The organism is Aeromonas sp. s6 (assembly GCF_040907815.1).
GTDB lineage: Bacteria > Pseudomonadota > Gammaproteobacteria > Enterobacterales > Aeromonadaceae > Aeromonas > Aeromonas caviae.
Genome location: NZ_JBFOCN010000019.1, coordinates 36,412 through 51,461, shown reverse-complemented (window position 1 = coordinate 51,461; position 15,050 = coordinate 36,412). Strand labels below are relative to the sequence as shown.

General features: G+C 60.1%; 14 protein-coding genes. All 14 read left to right on the top strand.

Annotated elements, in window-relative coordinates:
• The first annotated feature begins 144 nt into the window (after positions 1 to 144).
• The 14 genes from rlmD to rpoS all read left to right on the top strand — a co-directional run bounded on the left by rlmD (position 145) and on the right by rpoS (position 15,030).
• Positions 145 to 1,467, top strand: a complete 1,323-nt coding sequence (rlmD, locus tag AB5Y50_RS01795) for a 23S rRNA (uracil(1939)-C(5))-methyltransferase RlmD (protein ID WP_049636103.1) — start codon at positions 145 to 147, stop codon at positions 1,465 to 1,467.
• A 349-nt stretch (positions 1,468 to 1,816) separates the two neighbouring features.
• Positions 1,817 to 4,027 (top strand): GTP diphosphokinase, encoded by a 2,211-nt coding sequence (relA, locus tag AB5Y50_RS01790; RefSeq protein ID WP_010675631.1) that lies wholly within the window; start codon positions 1,817 to 1,819, stop codon positions 4,025 to 4,027.
• Positions 4,028 to 4,198: 171 nt separating this feature from the next.
• A complete protein-coding gene (gene mazG, locus AB5Y50_RS01785) occupies positions 4,199 to 4,996 on the top strand; it encodes a nucleoside triphosphate pyrophosphohydrolase (protein WP_049636102.1) in 798 nt (265 codons plus the stop codon).
• 141 nt (positions 4,997 to 5,137) lie between these two features.
• A complete protein-coding gene (pyrG, locus tag AB5Y50_RS01780) occupies positions 5,138 to 6,775 on the top strand; it encodes a glutamine hydrolyzing CTP synthase (RefSeq protein WP_010675629.1) in 1,638 nt (545 codons plus the stop codon).
• Positions 6,776 to 6,864: 89 nt separating this feature from the next.
• Positions 6,865 to 8,166, top strand: a complete 1,302-nt coding sequence (eno, locus tag AB5Y50_RS01775) for a phosphopyruvate hydratase (RefSeq protein WP_043154803.1) — start codon at positions 6,865 to 6,867, stop codon at positions 8,164 to 8,166.
• Positions 8,167 to 8,343: 177 nt separating this feature from the next.
• Positions 8,344 to 8,661, top strand: coding sequence for a cell division protein FtsB (gene ftsB, locus AB5Y50_RS01770; protein ID WP_010675628.1), 318 nt, complete (start codon positions 8,344 to 8,346; stop codon positions 8,659 to 8,661).
• A complete protein-coding gene (gene ispD, locus AB5Y50_RS01765) occupies positions 8,654 to 9,385 on the top strand; it encodes a 2-C-methyl-D-erythritol 4-phosphate cytidylyltransferase (protein WP_043154802.1) in 732 nt (243 codons plus the stop codon). The genes ftsB and ispD overlap by 8 nt, the downstream gene beginning before the upstream one ends.
• Positions 9,386 to 9,443: 58 nt before the next feature.
• Complete coding sequence (gene ispF, locus AB5Y50_RS01760) at positions 9,444 to 9,920, top strand: 2-C-methyl-D-erythritol 2,4-cyclodiphosphate synthase (RefSeq protein WP_043154801.1); 477 nt, start codon at positions 9,444 to 9,446, stop codon at positions 9,918 to 9,920.
• Positions 9,920 to 10,978 carry a tRNA pseudouridine(13) synthase TruD gene (truD, locus tag AB5Y50_RS01755; protein WP_043154863.1) on the top strand — a complete coding sequence of 353 codons (1,059 nt, stop codon included), beginning with the start codon at positions 9,920 to 9,922 and terminating at the stop codon, positions 10,976 to 10,978. The genes ispF and truD overlap by 1 nt, the downstream gene beginning before the upstream one ends.
• A complete protein-coding gene (surE, locus tag AB5Y50_RS01750; protein WP_041211067.1) occupies positions 10,959 to 11,720 on the top strand; it encodes a 5'/3'-nucleotidase SurE in 762 nt (253 codons plus the stop codon). The genes truD and surE overlap by 20 nt, the downstream gene beginning before the upstream one ends.
• Positions 11,721 to 11,724: 4 nt before the next feature.
• Positions 11,725 to 12,342, top strand: a complete 618-nt coding sequence (locus AB5Y50_RS01745) for a protein-L-isoaspartate(D-aspartate) O-methyltransferase (protein ID WP_010675623.1) — start codon at positions 11,725 to 11,727, stop codon at positions 12,340 to 12,342.
• Positions 12,339 to 12,920 carry a YqaA family protein gene (locus AB5Y50_RS01740; protein WP_010675622.1) on the top strand — a complete coding sequence of 194 codons (582 nt, stop codon included), beginning with the start codon at positions 12,339 to 12,341 and terminating at the stop codon, positions 12,918 to 12,920. The genes AB5Y50_RS01745 and AB5Y50_RS01740 overlap by 4 nt, the downstream gene beginning before the upstream one ends.
• A 9-nt stretch (positions 12,921 to 12,929) precedes the next feature.
• Positions 12,930 to 14,000, top strand: coding sequence for a LysM peptidoglycan-binding domain-containing protein (locus AB5Y50_RS01735; RefSeq protein WP_010675621.1), 1,071 nt, complete (start codon positions 12,930 to 12,932; stop codon positions 13,998 to 14,000).
• Positions 14,001 to 14,046: 46 nt separating this feature from the next.
• Positions 14,047 to 15,030, top strand: a complete 984-nt coding sequence (gene rpoS, locus AB5Y50_RS01730; RefSeq protein ID WP_010675620.1) for an RNA polymerase sigma factor RpoS — start codon at positions 14,047 to 14,049, stop codon at positions 15,028 to 15,030.
• The last annotated feature ends 20 nt before the right edge of the window (positions 15,031 to 15,050 follow it).

The following is a 15,050-nucleotide window of genomic DNA, read 5'->3' as shown; positions in this document are numbered from 1 at the left end:
CCACTTTTGGTCAGAATGGACGATGGGGCGGATGCCGCGGCTGGGGCCCTCAGGCCGTATTTGGTCATACGATTATTCTTGTGGGACAATGGTCTGCCGCAGATTCCACAATCATGACATAGCCACCTATAGGCACCAAGTTTTATGGCCCAGTTTTTCAAGCCCCAAAAGAAATCCACCCAGCCCCAACGTATTGAATTTACGGTAGACAGTCTGGATCACCACTGTGTCGGCGTCGGCCGTCATCAGGGCAAGGCCATCTTCGTCGAAGGGGCGCTGCCCGGCGAGGCCATCAAGGCCCGCATCATCGACGACAAGAAGCACTATGCCCACGCCGCCCTGCAACAGGTGGTGACCCCGGCGGACAACCGGGTCGCCCCCTTCTGCGACCACTATCGCGAGTGTGGCGGTTGCAGTGCCCAGCACCTGGGAGAGGGAGATCAGCTGGCGGCCAAGGAGGCGGGACTGGTCAGCCTGTTCGAGCGCCTTGGCAACATCCAGGCGCCAGCGTTGGCACCTGCGCTGACGGGGGAGTCCCGCGCCTACCGCCGGGTCTGCCGTCTGGCCATCAAGTTTGACAAGAACGGTCGCTGTACCCGGGTGGGCTTTCGTCGTCGCCAGTCGAACGATCTGGTAGAGATTGCCGGCTGTCCTGTGCTGGCCGAGCCCCTCTCTGCTCTTATCGCCCCTCTGCGCGAATGCCTCAACCGGTTGAAAAGCCAGCGCGAACTGGGCCATGCGGAACTCATTCAGGGGGAGCAGGGCATTCTGATGCTGCTGCGCCACACCGGTCGCCCCACCGAGGCGGATCGGGCGCACTTGACCGAGTTTGCCACCGCCCAGGGGATAGACCTCTATCTGCAGGCGGCGGACGAGCAGATCGAACCTCTGCGTCAACAGTCTCAGCCAAGTTACACGCTGGATGGCCTATCTCTTGCATTCGCTCCCGGCGACTTCATCCAGGTCAACGGGCCCGTCAACCAGCGCATGGTGGAGCAGGCATTGAGCTGGCTCGACGCAGGCAAGGATGACAAGGTGCTGGACCTCTTCTGCGGCATCGGCAACTTCACCCTGCCGCTGGCCCGTCAGGCCCGCGAAGTGGTGGGGGTGGAAGGGGAGTTCGCCATGGTGACGCGTGCACAGGAGAATGCCCGCCGCAACGGTATCGACAACGCCCGCTTCTACAAGGCGGACTTGAGCGGCGACATCGTGGGCATGTCCTGGGCCCGGGAAGGGTTCGATCTGGTACTGCTGGATCCGGCCAGACCCGGGGCGCTGGAGGTGATGAGCCACGTGGTGGCACTTTCCCCCAAACGGGTGGTCTATGTTTCCTGTAACCCGGTCACCCTAGCCCGTGACAGTCAGGTGCTGGTGCAGGGGGGCTACAAGCTGACCCGTCTGGGGATGCTGGACATGTTCCCCCACACTGGTCATCTGGAGTCCATGGCGCTGTTCGAACGGGGCTGAGTCGAGGCGACCGCATTATTCTGGATGAATCAAGATGCGGTCGTGATGATTTTTCGATGTGCATGATGCTGCCAGAGTGAGGTAAAACAGGTGTTTTTCGCTGCCTTCAACGGGCAGGGCAGAATGCGGTTATCTTGGTTTTCCAGCGGCGGCAGCGCTGTTTGAGCGGGAGTGATTAGGGTAATCTAGGTTGTCGATAGTGGATCGGATGCGGGGAAGAGCCCTGTCACCTTGCGCGGTGACATGCCTTGAAAACTCTTTCATGCATCCCCATTTGAGGCAGTCATCAGTTGATGAGGGGATGAGGAGAGCATCGGCTTTCGACCCCACACTTTTAAGGATTGATACCATGGTTGCGGTGCGCGATATTCATTTGAAAGACAATTTCACTCTGGATGAGTGGGTCAGTTCCCTTACCCTGAGTGAAAGTGACAAGAATCAGCTGCGAACCGTCTACCAGTATTGCCTGACCCTGGGTGACGAAGCGCTCACCAACCGCCTGCTGGTGCGCGGGGTCGAGATGGTGGGCATCCTGCTGATGCTCAGCATGGATCTCGCCACCCTCAAGGCCGCCATTCTCTATCCCTTCGTCGAAGCCGGTCTCATCAGCCAGGAAAAGGTGAACGAGGACTTCGGCCCCAAGATCGCCAAGCTGGTGGAAGGGGTGCTGGAGATGGAGGCCATCCGCTCCCTGCAAACCCTTCACCGCAGCGAAACCTCGCCGGAGCAGGTGGACAACGTGCGCCGCATGCTGCTCGCCATGGTCGAGGACGTGCGCGCCGTGGTCATCAAGCTGGCGGAGCGCATCGCCTGCCTGCGTGAGGCGAAGAAAGCGGATGAGGAGACCCGGGTGCTGATGGCCCAGGAGATCACCAACATCTATGCTCCCCTTGCGAACCGCCTCGGTATCGGTCAGCTCAAGTGGGAGCTCGAGGATCTCGCCTTCCGCTACCTGCACCCGGACACCTACAAGCAGATCGCCAAGCAACTGGACGAGAAACGGCTCGACCGCGAGCGCTACATCCGTGAATTCGTGCAGTCTCTGCGCGATGCCCTGGCCGAGGCCGGCGTCGAGGCCGAGGTCTATGGCCGACCGAAACACATCTACAGCATCTGGCGCAAGATGCAGAAGAAGCACCTCGAATTCAACGAGCTGTTCGATGTGCGCGCGGTGCGGGTGATCACCAAGCGGCTGCAGGATTGCTACGCGGCGCTCGGTATCGTTCACACCCATTTCCACCATATTCCCCGCGAATTTGACGACTATGTCGCCAACCCCAAGCCCAATGGTTACCAGTCCATCCACACCGTGGTGGTGGGGGAGGAGGGCAAGACGGTGGAGATCCAGATCCGTACCGAGCAGATGCATCAGGATGCGGAGCTCGGTGTGGCTGCGCACTGGCGCTACAAGGAAGGGGCCCAGGCCGCTGCCAAGACCAGCACCTTCGAAGACAAGATCGAATGGCTGCGCAAACTCCTCGCCTGGCAGGAGGACCTCTCGGAGAGCGGCTCCTTGCTGGACGATCTGCGCAGTCAGGTGTTCGAGGACAGGGTTTATGTCTTCACTCCCAAGGGCGATGTCATCGACCTGCCGGCAGGGGCGACGCCGCTCGACTTCGCCTATCACGTGCACAGCATGATCGGTCACCGCTGCATCGGCACCAAGATCGACGGTCGTATCGTGCCCTTCACCTATACGCTGCAAACCGGTGATCAGGTGGAGGTGATCACCCAGAAGGAGCCGAACCCGAGCCGCGACTGGATGAACCCGAACGCCGGCTTCCTGCGCTCCAGCCGGGCGCGGGCCAAGGTGGCCACCTGGTTCAGAAAGCTGGACCGGGACAAGAACATCGCCGCCGGCAAGGAGCTGCTGGAGAAAGAGCTGGACAGACACAACCTCACCCTCTCCAAGGTGGACAAGGTAGTGCTGGAGCGCTTCCATGCGGAGGAGCTGGAAGATTTGCTGGCCGGTATCGGCAGCGGCGACATCCGCATCAACCAGCTGCTCAATTATCTGGATACCCGCTACAACAAGCCGACGGCGGAAGAAGAAGATCGCCGTCTGCTGGAGAAGCTGGAGCAGAAGGCCAATGTGCCCTTCCGCCCCAAACCCAAGGATCACATAGTAGTGGAAGGGGTGGGCAACCTGATGACTCACATCGCCCGCTGCTGCCAGCCCATCCCGGGGGACGCCATCCAGGGCTTCATCACCATGGGACGGGGGGTTTCCATCCACCGGGAGGATTGCGAGCAGCTCAAGGAGCTGTCGCGTCGCAACCCGGAGCGCTTGATCGATGCGGTCTGGGGGGAGAACTACTCCGGCGGTTACGGTCTCACCATCCGCATTCTCTCCAACGACAGATCCGGCCTGCTGCGCGACATCACCACCGTGCTCGCCAACGAGAAGATCAACGTGATGGGAGTGCGTTCGCGCTCCAACGTGCGCGAGCAGACCGCCGAAATAGACATGGAGCTGGAGATTTACAACATCAACGCCTTCAACCGGGCGTTGGCCAAGCTCAGTCAGCTCAACGACGTGATCAGCGCCAAGCGGCTGTAATGCTCAACCGACCGGCCCCAGTGGCCGGTCTGCATTTTCTCCCTCCTTGCAGAGCATTGAAGACGGATATCACGCGCCCCATCTCCGTCCGCCATGGCTCCACATCATGTGGAACAGTGGCGTGAGCGGATATTGATGAACCCCATTTACCGAATCGAAAGTGAGTTACCCATGTCCCAACGCTACGACCTTCCCCAACTGCTCGACATCATGGCCAGATTGCGTGACCCGAACGGGGGCTGCCCCTGGGATCTCAAGCAGAGCTTCCAGACCATAGTGCCGCACACCCTGGAGGAGGCCTACGAGGTGGCGGATGCCATCGAGAGCGAAGATTGGCAAGGGCTGAAGGGGGAGCTCGGTGATCTGCTGTTCCAGGTCGTGTTCTATGCCCAGCTCGGCAAGGAGCAGGGATTGTTCGACTTTGCCGACATCGTCGATACCGTGAGCGAGAAGCTCATTCGCCGCCACCCCCATGTCTTCTCCGATGCCGACCTGGGTGACGAGCAGGCGGTCAAAGCGAACTGGGAGGCGGAAAAGGCCAAAGAGCGTGCGGCGCTCGACAAGGAGAGCGTGCTGGACGATATCCCCCTCTCCCTGCCTGCCCTGACCCGGGCAGCCAAGATCCAGAAGCGCTGCGCTACCGTCGGTTTTGACTGGAAGACGCTGGGGCCCGTGGTGGACAAGATCCACGAGGAGATCGACGAGGTGATGGAAGAGGCGTTGATGGCGGATGTGGACGAGGGGCGGGTGAGCGACGAGCTTGGTGATCTCTTGTTCGCCACAGTCAACCTGGTGCGCCATCTGGGCAAGGATCCCGAGCAGGTGCTGAGGGCTGCCAACACCAAGTTTGAGCGTCGTTTTCGTCAGGTTGAACACTTTATTGCCGCAGAAGGTCTGAAAATGACGGATTGCTCCCTGGAGAAGCTGGACGAGGCCTGGGACAAGGCCAAGGAAACCGAGCAAAGTTGATTTGGCGCAAGACGGGGCGGCGGGGAGCCTGATAGATTTTTGTTCATTGTTTGGGAGTGGGGGTTTTGGTATACTGTTTCCCCGTCCTGCTTCATCCCCGAAGCACCCCTTAAAATTCCCTAAACTTCTTTCAGGTTCAGCATGACGACCAAATATATTTTTGTGACTGGTGGCGTTGTTTCATCCCTCGGCAAAGGCATTGCCGCAGCTTCTCTGGCAGCCATTCTGGAAGCCCGTGGTCTGGATGTGACCATCATGAAACTGGACCCGTACATCAACGTGGATCCGGGCACCATGAGCCCGACCCAGCATGGTGAAGTGTTCGTAACCGAGGACGGGGCCGAAACCGATCTGGATTTGGGCCACTACGAGCGTTTCATCCGCACCAAGATGACCCGCCGCAACAATTTCACCACCGGCCGCATTTATGCGGACGTGCTGCGCAAGGAGCGTCGTGGTGACTATCTGGGCGCCACCATCCAGGTGATCCCGCACATCACCAACGCCATCAAGGAGCGGGTGATTGCCGGTGCCGAAGGCCATCAGGTTGCCATCGTCGAAGTGGGCGGTACCGTGGGCGACATCGAGTCCCTGCCGTTCCTTGAAGCCATTCGTCAGCTGGCGGCCATCGTGGGTCGCAACAATGCCATGTTCATGCACCTGACCCTGGTTCCTTACCTGGCCGCCGCCGGCGAGGTGAAGACCAAGCCGACCCAGCACTCCGTGAAGGAGCTGCTCTCCATCGGTATCCAGCCGGATGTGCTGATCTGCCGCTCCGACCGCGCCATTCCGGCCAACGAGCGTGCCAAGATCGCCCTGTTCTGCAACGTGCCCGAGCGCGCCGTCATCTCCATGAAGGATGTCGACTCCATCTACAAGATCCCGGCGCTGCTGAAATCCCAGGGGCTGGACGGCTACATCACCGAGCGCTTCGGCATCGAGTGCAAAGAAGCCGACCTGGCCGAGTGGGAACAGGTCATCTATGAAGAGGCCAACCCGACTGCCGAAGTCACCATCGGCATGGTGGGCAAGTATGTCTCTCTGCCGGACGCCTACAAGTCCGTCAACGAAGCGCTCAAGCACGGTGGCCTGAAGACCCGTCTCTCCGTCAACATCAAGTACATCGACTCCCAGGACATCGAGACCCGTGGCGCCGAGCTGCTGGAAGGTCTGGATGCGATCCTGGTACCGGGTGGCTTCGGCGAACGCGGCGTGGAAGGCAAGATTCTGGCCGCCAAATATGCCCGCGAGAACAAGATCCCGTACCTCGGTATCTGCCTGGGCATGCAGGTTGCCTTGATCGAATACGCCCGCAACGTGGCGGGCATGGAAGGGGCTCACTCCTCCGAGTTCAAGAAAGACAGCCCGTTCCCCGTGGTCGGTCTCATCACCGAGTGGGTGGATGATGAAGGCAACGTCGAGACCCGGACCGAGAAGTCCGATCTGGGCGGCACCATGCGTCTGGGCTCCCAGCTCTGCCACCTGGTGGAAGATTCCAAGGTCCGTCAGATGTACGGCAGCCCGACCATTTACGAGCGCCACCGTCACCGTTATGAAGTGAACAACAAGCTGCTGCCGCAGATTGAAGCGGCAGGTCTGAAGGTGACCGGTCTCTCCGCCGACAAGAAGCTGGTGGAAATCATCGAGATCCCGGATCACCCCTGGTTCGTGGCCGCGCAGTTCCACCCGGAGTTCACCTCGACTCCCCGTGATGGCCACGCCCTGTTCGCCGGTTTTGTGAAGGCGGCGGGCGAGTATCAGAAGCGTAATTTGAAGTAATTGAAAATAAATGCGGTTGGGGCTCTGTGCCACAGCCGCTTTTTTTGGCATATTTTTGTTGTTTTTTTACGAAACCTGAGGAAATACACATGTCCAAGATCGTTAAAGTGATCGGTCGTGAAATCATCGACTCCCGTGGTAACCCGACCGTTGAGGCCGAAGTTCACCTGGAAGGTGGTTTTGTTGGTATGGCAGCCGCTCCGTCTGGCGCGTCCACCGGTTCCCGCGAAGCGCTGGAACTGCGTGACGGCGACAAGAGCCGTTTCCTGGGTAAAGGCGTGCTGAAAGCCATCGAAGCCGTCAACGGCCCGATCGCTCAGGCTCTGCTGGGTAAAGATGCCAAGGACCAGGCCACTGTCGACCAGATCATGATCGACCTCGACGGTACCGAGAACAAATCCAAGTTCGGCGCCAACGCCATCCTGGCTGTTTCCCTGGCCAACGCCAAAGCTGCCGCTGCTGCCAAAGGCATGCCGCTGTACGCCCACATCGCCGAGCTGAATGGCACCCCGGGTGTCTACTCCATGCCGCTGCCCATGATGAACATCATCAACGGTGGTGAGCACGCCGACAACAACGTCGACATCCAGGAGTTCATGATCCAGCCGGTTGGCGCCAAGACCCTGAAAGAAGCCGTTCGCATGGGCGCAGAAGTGTTCCACAACCTGGCCAAAGTGCTGAAGTCCAAGGGCTACAACACTGCCGTCGGTGACGAAGGTGGTTTCGCTCCGAACCTGAAATCCAACGCCGAAGCGCTGGAAGTGATCGCTGAAGCTGTTGCCGCTGCCGGTTACAAACTGGGCACCGACATCACCCTGGCCATGGACTGCGCTGCGTCCGAGTTCTACGACGCAGAGAAGAAAGAGTACAACCTGAAGGGCGAAGGTCGTATCTTCACCTCCAACGGTTTCTCCGACTTCCTGGCTGACCTGACCACCAAGTTCCCGATCGTCTCCATCGAAGATGGCCTGGACGAATCCGACTGGGAAGGCTTCGCCTACCAGACCGCCGAACTGGGCAAGAAAATCCAGATCGTGGGTGACGACCTGTTCGTAACCAACACCAAGATCCTGAAGCGCGGTATCGACAACGGCATCGCCAACTCCATCCTGATCAAGTTCAACCAGATCGGTTCCCTGACCGAAACTCTGGCTGCCATCAAGATGGCCAAAGACGCTGGCTACACTGCCGTCATCTCCCACCGTTCCGGTGAGACCGAAGACGCGACCATCGCCGACCTGGCTGTGGGTACCGCTGCTGGCCAGATCAAGACCGGTTCCATGAGCCGTTCTGACCGTGTTGCCAAGTACAACCAGCTGATCCGTATCGAAGAAGCCCTGGGTGCCAAGGCTCCGTTCCGTGGTCTGAAAGAAGTGAAGAACCAGGCTTAATTTTCGCCTGCGTTCATGCTTCACAAAGCCCCGCCATCTGGCGGGGCTTTTTCGTTCTGCGCTTATGGGCGTGTGCGACCTGCATTTTTTATTCCGACCAACCCATCCGGCACACAGGCTTTCTTTTGTCTTGCCTGCGAATATGGGAAACTAGGCCGCTTGAAGGAGACTCAGTGCATGCGGCTACTCACTCTTATCCTGCTCCTCCTGTTGGGAGGGCTGCAATATGACCTCTGGCTGGGGAAAAACGGCCTCTCCGACTATCGGGAACTCTCCACCGCCATCGAGCGGCAGCAACAGGACAACCTGGTACTCAAGGATCGCAACAGTCTGATTTACCGGGAAATCGACGATCTTACCTCTGGCCTTGAGGCCATCGAGGAGTTGTCGCGCAACGATCTTGGCTATATCAAGCAGGGCGAGACCTTCTACCGAATCATTCCCAAAGAAAAGGATCAGGTGACGGAGCCTGATGGTGCCCCCTACGATGACTGATAGCCTGAGCGGCCTGACCGCCATCGTCCCGGCTGCCGGTATTGGTAGTCGCATGGGGGCCAGTTGCCCCAAGCAGTACCTGTCCCTGGCAGGGAAATGCATTCTGGAGCACACCCTGGAGCGTTTGCTCTCCCATCCCGCCATCGCCCGTGTGATCGTGGCGCTGGCGCCCCACGACAGCTGGTTTGAGACCTTGACCGTGGCCACTGACCCGCGGGTGCTGCGAGTGGAAGGGGGAAGCGAGCGCGCCTTCTCCGTGCTCAATGCGTTGCACGTGGCAGAAGGGGAGTGGGCACTGGTGCATGACGCCGCCCGGCCCTGTCTGACCCATGAGGATCTCGATGCGCTCATTGTTGCCGCCATGGCCTCTGGCGGTGCCATCCTCGGCAGCCGGGTGCGCGATACCATGAAGCGCACCGATGCGGCCGGCAATATCCTCGCCACCGTGGATCGCGAGCAGCTCTGGCATGCCCTGACGCCCCAGATGTTTTTGGTCCGCCCCCTCAAGCGGGCGCTGGAGGAGGGGCTGGCGCTCGGCGCTGCCATCACCGATGAAGCCTCCGCCATGGAACGCGCCGGTTTCCCCGTGCGCATGGTGGAAGGGCGGGCCGACAACATCAAGGTGACCCGGCCGGAAGATCTCTCCCTGGCCGGGCTCTATTTACAGCAACAACGTGCGTGCCGGTCGGCACGACCCGATTCATCCCCAGAGGAGCAGGCATGATCCGCACCGGACATGGTTTTGATGAGACAGATTTCCGTGTATTGAGGAGGGCGCAGGCATGATGCGGATCGGACATGGTTTTGATGTTCACAAGTTTGGCGGGGTCGGCCCCTGCATGCTGGGCGGGGTGGCGGTGCCCTATGAACAGGGCCTGCTGGCCCACTCCGATGGCGACGTGGTGTTGCATGCGGTGAGCGATGCCCTGCTGGGGGCCATCGGCGCCGGTGACATCGGCCGCCACTTTCCCGATACCTCAGCCGAATTCAAGGGCATCGACAGCCGCATCCTGCTGCGGGATGTCTTTGCCCGCGTGCAGCGCGCAGGTTATGCCATCGGCAACCTGGATGTGACCATCATCGCCCAGGCCCCCAAGATGGCCCCCCATATCGACGCCATGTGCGCCGTGCTGGCCGCGGATCTGCAATGTGATTTGAACCGGGTGAACGTCAAGGCGACCACCACCGAACAACTCGGATTCACGGGGCGCAAGGAAGGGATCGCCACCGAAGCCGTCGTCTTGCTGGTGAAACAATGATGCTTGAACAACTTGCCTATCTGCACGGGACGCCCACTGCTCGCGGCATCCTCAAGGCCGAGGCCGCCGACTTCGTGGTCAATGAAGATCTCGGGTTTGCACCTTGCGGCGAGGGGGAACACATCTTCGTCCGGGTACGCAAAACTGGCGAGAATACCGCCTGGGTGGCTGGCCTGCTGGCCGATGCGGCCGGGGTTGCCCGCAATGCAGTGACCTGGGCTGGTCTGAAAGATCGCCATGCGGTGACCGAACAGTGGTTCGGCATCCATCTGCCGGGCAAGGGCGAGCCGGATCTCTCGGTCATCGAGAACGACAACATCCGGATCCTTGAGGTGAAGCGCCACAACAAGAAGCTGCGGGTCGGCTATCTCAAGGGCAACCACTTCACCCTGCGTCTCACCGGGCTGGAGCAGGCCGACGGGCTGGAATCCCGTTTGCAGGCGATAGCAACCCAGGGGGTGCCCAACTACTACGGCGAGCAGCGTTTCGGCCGAGGTGGCAACAACCTGGAGGCCGCCAAGGCGATGTTCGCCGGCAAACGGATCAAGGATCGCAACAAGCGCTCCCTCTATCTGTCCGCCGCCCGCAGCATGCTGTTCAATGCCATCGTCAGCGCCCGCATCGAGCAGGGACTGGCCCATCAGCTGCTGGCAGGCGACTGCGTGATGCTCAAGGGCAGCCACTCCATCTTCAGCGAAGAGAGCGTGACTCCCGAGCTGGAGGCACGCCTTGCCTCCGGAGACGTGCAGCTGACCGCTCCCCAGTGGGGCCGTGGCCGTCTGGCGAGCCAGGGCGCGGCTGCCGAGTTCGAGCAAGAAGTGCTGGCTCCTTATGGTGACTGGTGCGAAGGACTGGAGAAAGCCGGGCTGGATCAGGACAGGCGTCCGCTGCTGCTCAAGCCGGAGCAGATGAGCTGGCAACGGGAGGGCGAGGTGCTGACCCTGTCGTTCTTCCTGCCTGCCGGTGCCTTTGCCACCAGCGTGGTACGAGAGTTAATGCTGGCCGAAGAGGCCGATCACGGTTTCAGGAACTCAACCGATGCGAATTCTGGTCAGTAATGACGATGGGGTACACGCCGAGGGCATTCGCGCCCTCAGCGAGGCGTTGCGTGCCTGTGGCGAGGTCGTGGTGGTGGCACCGGATCGCAACCGCAGCGGTGCCAGCCACTCCCTGACGCTGGAAGTACCGCTGCGGGTCACCCGCCTCGATGCGTCCAGTTTTCACGGCATCAAGAGTTATGCGGTCAAGGGGACGCCGACCGACTGCGTTCATCTGGCGGTCAACGAACTGTTGCGCCCTGAGCCCGACATGGTGGTGGCCGGTATCAATCACGGGGCCAACCTGGGGGATGACGTCATCTACTCGGGGACGGTGGCGGCCGCGACGGAAGGGCGTCATCTTGGTTTCCCCTCCATCGCCGTTTCGCTGGTGGGCAAGACTCATTTCGCCAGTGCGGCCCACTACGCCGCCCAGCTGGTGCGGGGGCTGATGGTGCATCCGTTGCCTGCGGATCAGATCCTCAACGTGAATGTGCCGGACCTGCCGCTCGAGCAGATCAAGGGGATCAGGGTGACTCGTCTTGGCAATCGCCACCGGGCGGAGTCGGTGATCCGCACCGAGGATCCCCGTGGTCAGCCCGTCTACTGGATTGGCCCCCCCGGCAACCAGCAGGATGCGGGAGAGGGAACGGACTTTGCCGCCATCGAGCAGGGTTATGTCTCCATCACTCCCCTGACCATCGACATGACGGCCTACGGCAGTCTGTCGACCCTGGGCGCGTGGCTGGATCTGCAGGGATGACGTTGTGATAGTACAGCGCCTGTTGAATCAACTGATTGCCCAGGATGTCCGCGATTTCCGCGTATTGGCGGCGATTGCGAAGGTGCCGCGCCAGCTGTTCGTGGATGAGGCCATGGCCCACAAGGCCTGGGACAATACGGCCCTGCCTATCGGCCATGGGCAGACCATCTCCCAGCCTTACATCGTGGCGCGCATGACCGAGCTGCTGATCCAGAACGATCCAGCCCATGTGCTGGAGATCGGGACGGGATCGGGCTACCAGACGGCGGTACTGGCCCACTTGGTGGAGCATGTCTACACCATGGAGCGGATCAAGTCGCTGCAGTTTCAGGCCCGGCGTAGATTGCGCCAGCTCGATCTGCACAATGTGTCGGCCAAGCACGGCAATGGGTGGCTAGGTTGGCCCAACAAGGGCCCTTTCGACGCCATTCTGGTGACTGCGGCGGCCAGTGAGGTCCCCAAGGCCCTGACCGATCAGCTGGCTGACGGTGGTCGTCTGGTGTTGCCGGTGGGTGATGGTCAGCAGACCCTGCAGCTCATCGAGCGATCGGGCTCCCAGCTCACCAGCCGGATCCTGGAGCCGGTACGTTTCGTTCCCCTGATTGACGGAGATGTCGAGTGAAGTTGTTTTCCCGCCTTTATGTTCTGGTGATGCAGTGGGCACGCCACAAGTATGCCCCCTGGTATCTGGCCATCACCGCCTTTATTGAATCCATCTTCTGGCCCATCCCGGTGGATGTGATGCTGGCACCCATGGCGCTCGGCAAACCTCATCGCGCCTGGCACTATGCCGCGCTGGCCACTCTCTTTTCGGTGCTGGGCGCCCTGTTTGGTTATCTGCTCGGCTATGCCCTGTGGGAGCCAGTGGTGCAGCCGCTGGTGACCTCGGTTGGCTATGAGGACAAGATTGCCCTGGCCGAGCAGTGGTTCGCGCAGTGGGGCATCTGGGTTATTTTTATTGCCAGCTTCACGCCGATCCCCTACAAGGTGTTTACCGTCACGGCTGGCTTGCTCCACATGGCACTGTTGCCTTTCATCCTGACCTCGCTGATCGGTCGTGGCATGCGCTTCTTCCTGGTTGCAGGTCTGATGCGCTGGGGCGGCGAGAAGATGGAGCGCAAGCTGATGCACTATGTGGATGTGCTGGGCTGGCTCTGTATTGGTTTGGCCGTTGCGGCCTATTTCTGGTTTAGTCGTTAAGGATCCACTATGTGTTCGCGTGTTTGGCAAGGTAGCGGTGTCGTCGTGTTGTCATGGCTGCTGCTTGCCTGTTCCTCCAGCAAGACTGCGGCTCCGGTGCACAGCCTGGGCAATGATCAGGTCGCTTCGACCATCCCCGTGCGTCAAGGTATGACCAAGCCCGGCATTGCAGGCAACGGGTACACCGTGGTCAAAGGAGACACTCTCTATTCCATTGCATTTCGTTCTGGCATGGATGTGGCTTCGCTTATCAGCATCAATGGCATCACTCCCCCCTATAACATTTATCCCGGCCAGCAGCTCAGGCTCGATGGCGCTTCCGCCCCTATGGCGGTGGCAACCGTCGGCAGCCCTGTCAGTCGTGGCAGCGTGACGGGGTCTGGCAGTTACGAGGTGCGCCGTGGCGATACATTGAGCAGCATCGGTCGCCAGTTCGGTCTTTCCAACCAGGCGTTGGCCCAGCGCAACAACCTCCAGGCTCCTTATGCATTGCACGTGGGCCAGGTGCTCAATGTGGGGGGAGCGGGTTCCTCGGGTGGTCAGATGGTGGCAGCAACCACACCGGTTGTGACCAGCACGGGGCCCAAACCCCTGGCCACGGCTCCGGCAGGTACGACCACACCATTTATTGCTCAGAAAACGATTGCTCCTGCCTCGTCAACAGCATACGCTCAGGCGAAAGAACAAAAAACCGTCAGTTCCTCGTCAACACTCTCCTGGCATTGGCCGACCAAAGGGCGGATCGTTGAAGGCTTCTCCGTTGCGGAACAAGGCAACAAGGGCATCGACATTTCCGGCCAGAAGGGCCAACCCATTTACGCTGCGAGCAGCGGCAAAGTGGTCTATGCGGGCAGTGCACTGCGAGGTTATGGCAAGCTGATAATTCTCAAGCACAACGATGACTACCTCTCCGCCTACGCTCACAACGATGAGTTGAGGGTCAAGGAGGGAGACACCGTGAAGGGCGGAGCGGTTATCGCCAATATGGGTAGCACGGATGCGCCGGATGTGCGCTTGCACTTTGAAATCCGGTACAAAGGCAAGTCGATCAACCCGATGGGCTATTTGCCAAAGCGTTAACTCAGAGAGCTGAGTCTTACTCTGGTGTAGGTCAGGGAGAGATATCATGAGCCAAGAACAACTGGTAATGCAGGATGCAGAGTTAGAGTTCGACGAGGAGCTGGAGGTTCAGGAGGAAGAAGAGGTTCAGGAAGTGGCGGCCGAAGCCGAAGAAACCATTTCCGATGAACTGATGGCGCCCGAGCTGAACAAGGTAATGGACGCCACCCAGCTCTATCTGGGGGAGATAGGTTTCTCCCCCTTGCTCACGGCCGAAGAGGAAGTCTACTACGCCCGCCGTGCTCTGCGTGGCGACAAAGCGGCGCGCAAGCGCATGATTGAATCCAACCTGCGCCTGGTGGTCAAGATTGCCCGGCGCTACAACAACCGCGGCCTGGTGCTGCTGGATCTCATCGAAGAGGGCAACCTCGGTCTTATTCGCGCGGTCGAGAAGTTTGACCCCGAGCGAGGCTTCCGTTTCTCTACCTATGCCACCTGGTGGATCCGCCAGACCATAGAGCGGGCCATCATGAACCAGACCCGGACCATTCGTCTGCCCATCCATGTGGTCAAGGAGCTGAACGTCTATCTGCGCACTGCGCGCGAGCTTTCCCATCGTCTCGACCATGAGCCGACCGCCGAGGATATCGCCTCTGCACTGGATCGCTCTGTGGACGATGTGAATCGCATGCTCAAGCTCAACGAGAAGATCACCTCGGTGGATACTCCCATTGGTGGCGATCGCGACAAGGCGCTGCTGGATGTACTTTCCGACGAGCGCGGCATGGGGCCCGAGCTGGAGTCCCAGGAAGATGACATGCGCAGCAGCATAGTGCATTGGCTGGAGGAGCTGAATCCCAAGCAGCGCGAAGTGCTGGCCCGCCGTTTCGGTCTGCTCGGCTATGAACCGGCCACCTTGGAAGACGTGGGCGCCGAGATTGGTCTGACCCGCGAGCGGGTGCGTCAGATCCAGGTAGAAGGGTTGCGCCGCTTGCGGGAGATCCTGCTGGGGCAGGGACTCTCCATCGAAGCGTTGTTCCGCACCAACTAAACGGGTATGAATACCGTCAT

What these genes read in the sequence shown, in the direction of transcription:
- ispF (WP_043154801.1), top strand. Translation starts at nt 9,444, where the DNA reads ATGATGCGGATCGGACATGGTTTTGATGTTCACAAGTTTGGCGGGGTC.
- rpoS (WP_010675620.1), top strand. Translation starts at nt 14,047, where the DNA reads ATGAGCCAAGAACAACTGGTAATGCAGGATGCAGAGTTAGAGTTCGAC.
- relA (WP_010675631.1), top strand. Translation starts at nt 1,817, where the DNA reads ATGGTTGCGGTGCGCGATATTCATTTGAAAGACAATTTCACTCTGGAT.
- ftsB (WP_010675628.1), top strand. Translation starts at nt 8,344, where the DNA reads ATGCGGCTACTCACTCTTATCCTGCTCCTCCTGTTGGGAGGGCTGCAA.
- truD (WP_043154863.1), top strand. Translation starts at nt 9,920, where the DNA reads ATGCTTGAACAACTTGCCTATCTGCACGGGACGCCCACTGCTCGCGGC.
- eno (WP_043154803.1), top strand. Translation starts at nt 6,865, where the DNA reads ATGTCCAAGATCGTTAAAGTGATCGGTCGTGAAATCATCGACTCCCGT.
- pyrG (WP_010675629.1), top strand. Translation starts at nt 5,138, where the DNA reads ATGACGACCAAATATATTTTTGTGACTGGTGGCGTTGTTTCATCCCTC.
- surE (WP_041211067.1), top strand. Translation starts at nt 10,959, where the DNA reads ATGCGAATTCTGGTCAGTAATGACGATGGGGTACACGCCGAGGGCATT.
- mazG (WP_049636102.1), top strand. Translation starts at nt 4,199, where the DNA reads ATGTCCCAACGCTACGACCTTCCCCAACTGCTCGACATCATGGCCAGA.
- ispD (WP_043154802.1), top strand. Translation starts at nt 8,654, where the DNA reads ATGACTGATAGCCTGAGCGGCCTGACCGCCATCGTCCCGGCTGCCGGT.
- AB5Y50_RS01735 (WP_010675621.1), top strand. Translation starts at nt 12,930, where the DNA reads ATGTGTTCGCGTGTTTGGCAAGGTAGCGGTGTCGTCGTGTTGTCATGG.
- rlmD (WP_049636103.1), top strand. Translation starts at nt 145, where the DNA reads ATGGCCCAGTTTTTCAAGCCCCAAAAGAAATCCACCCAGCCCCAACGT.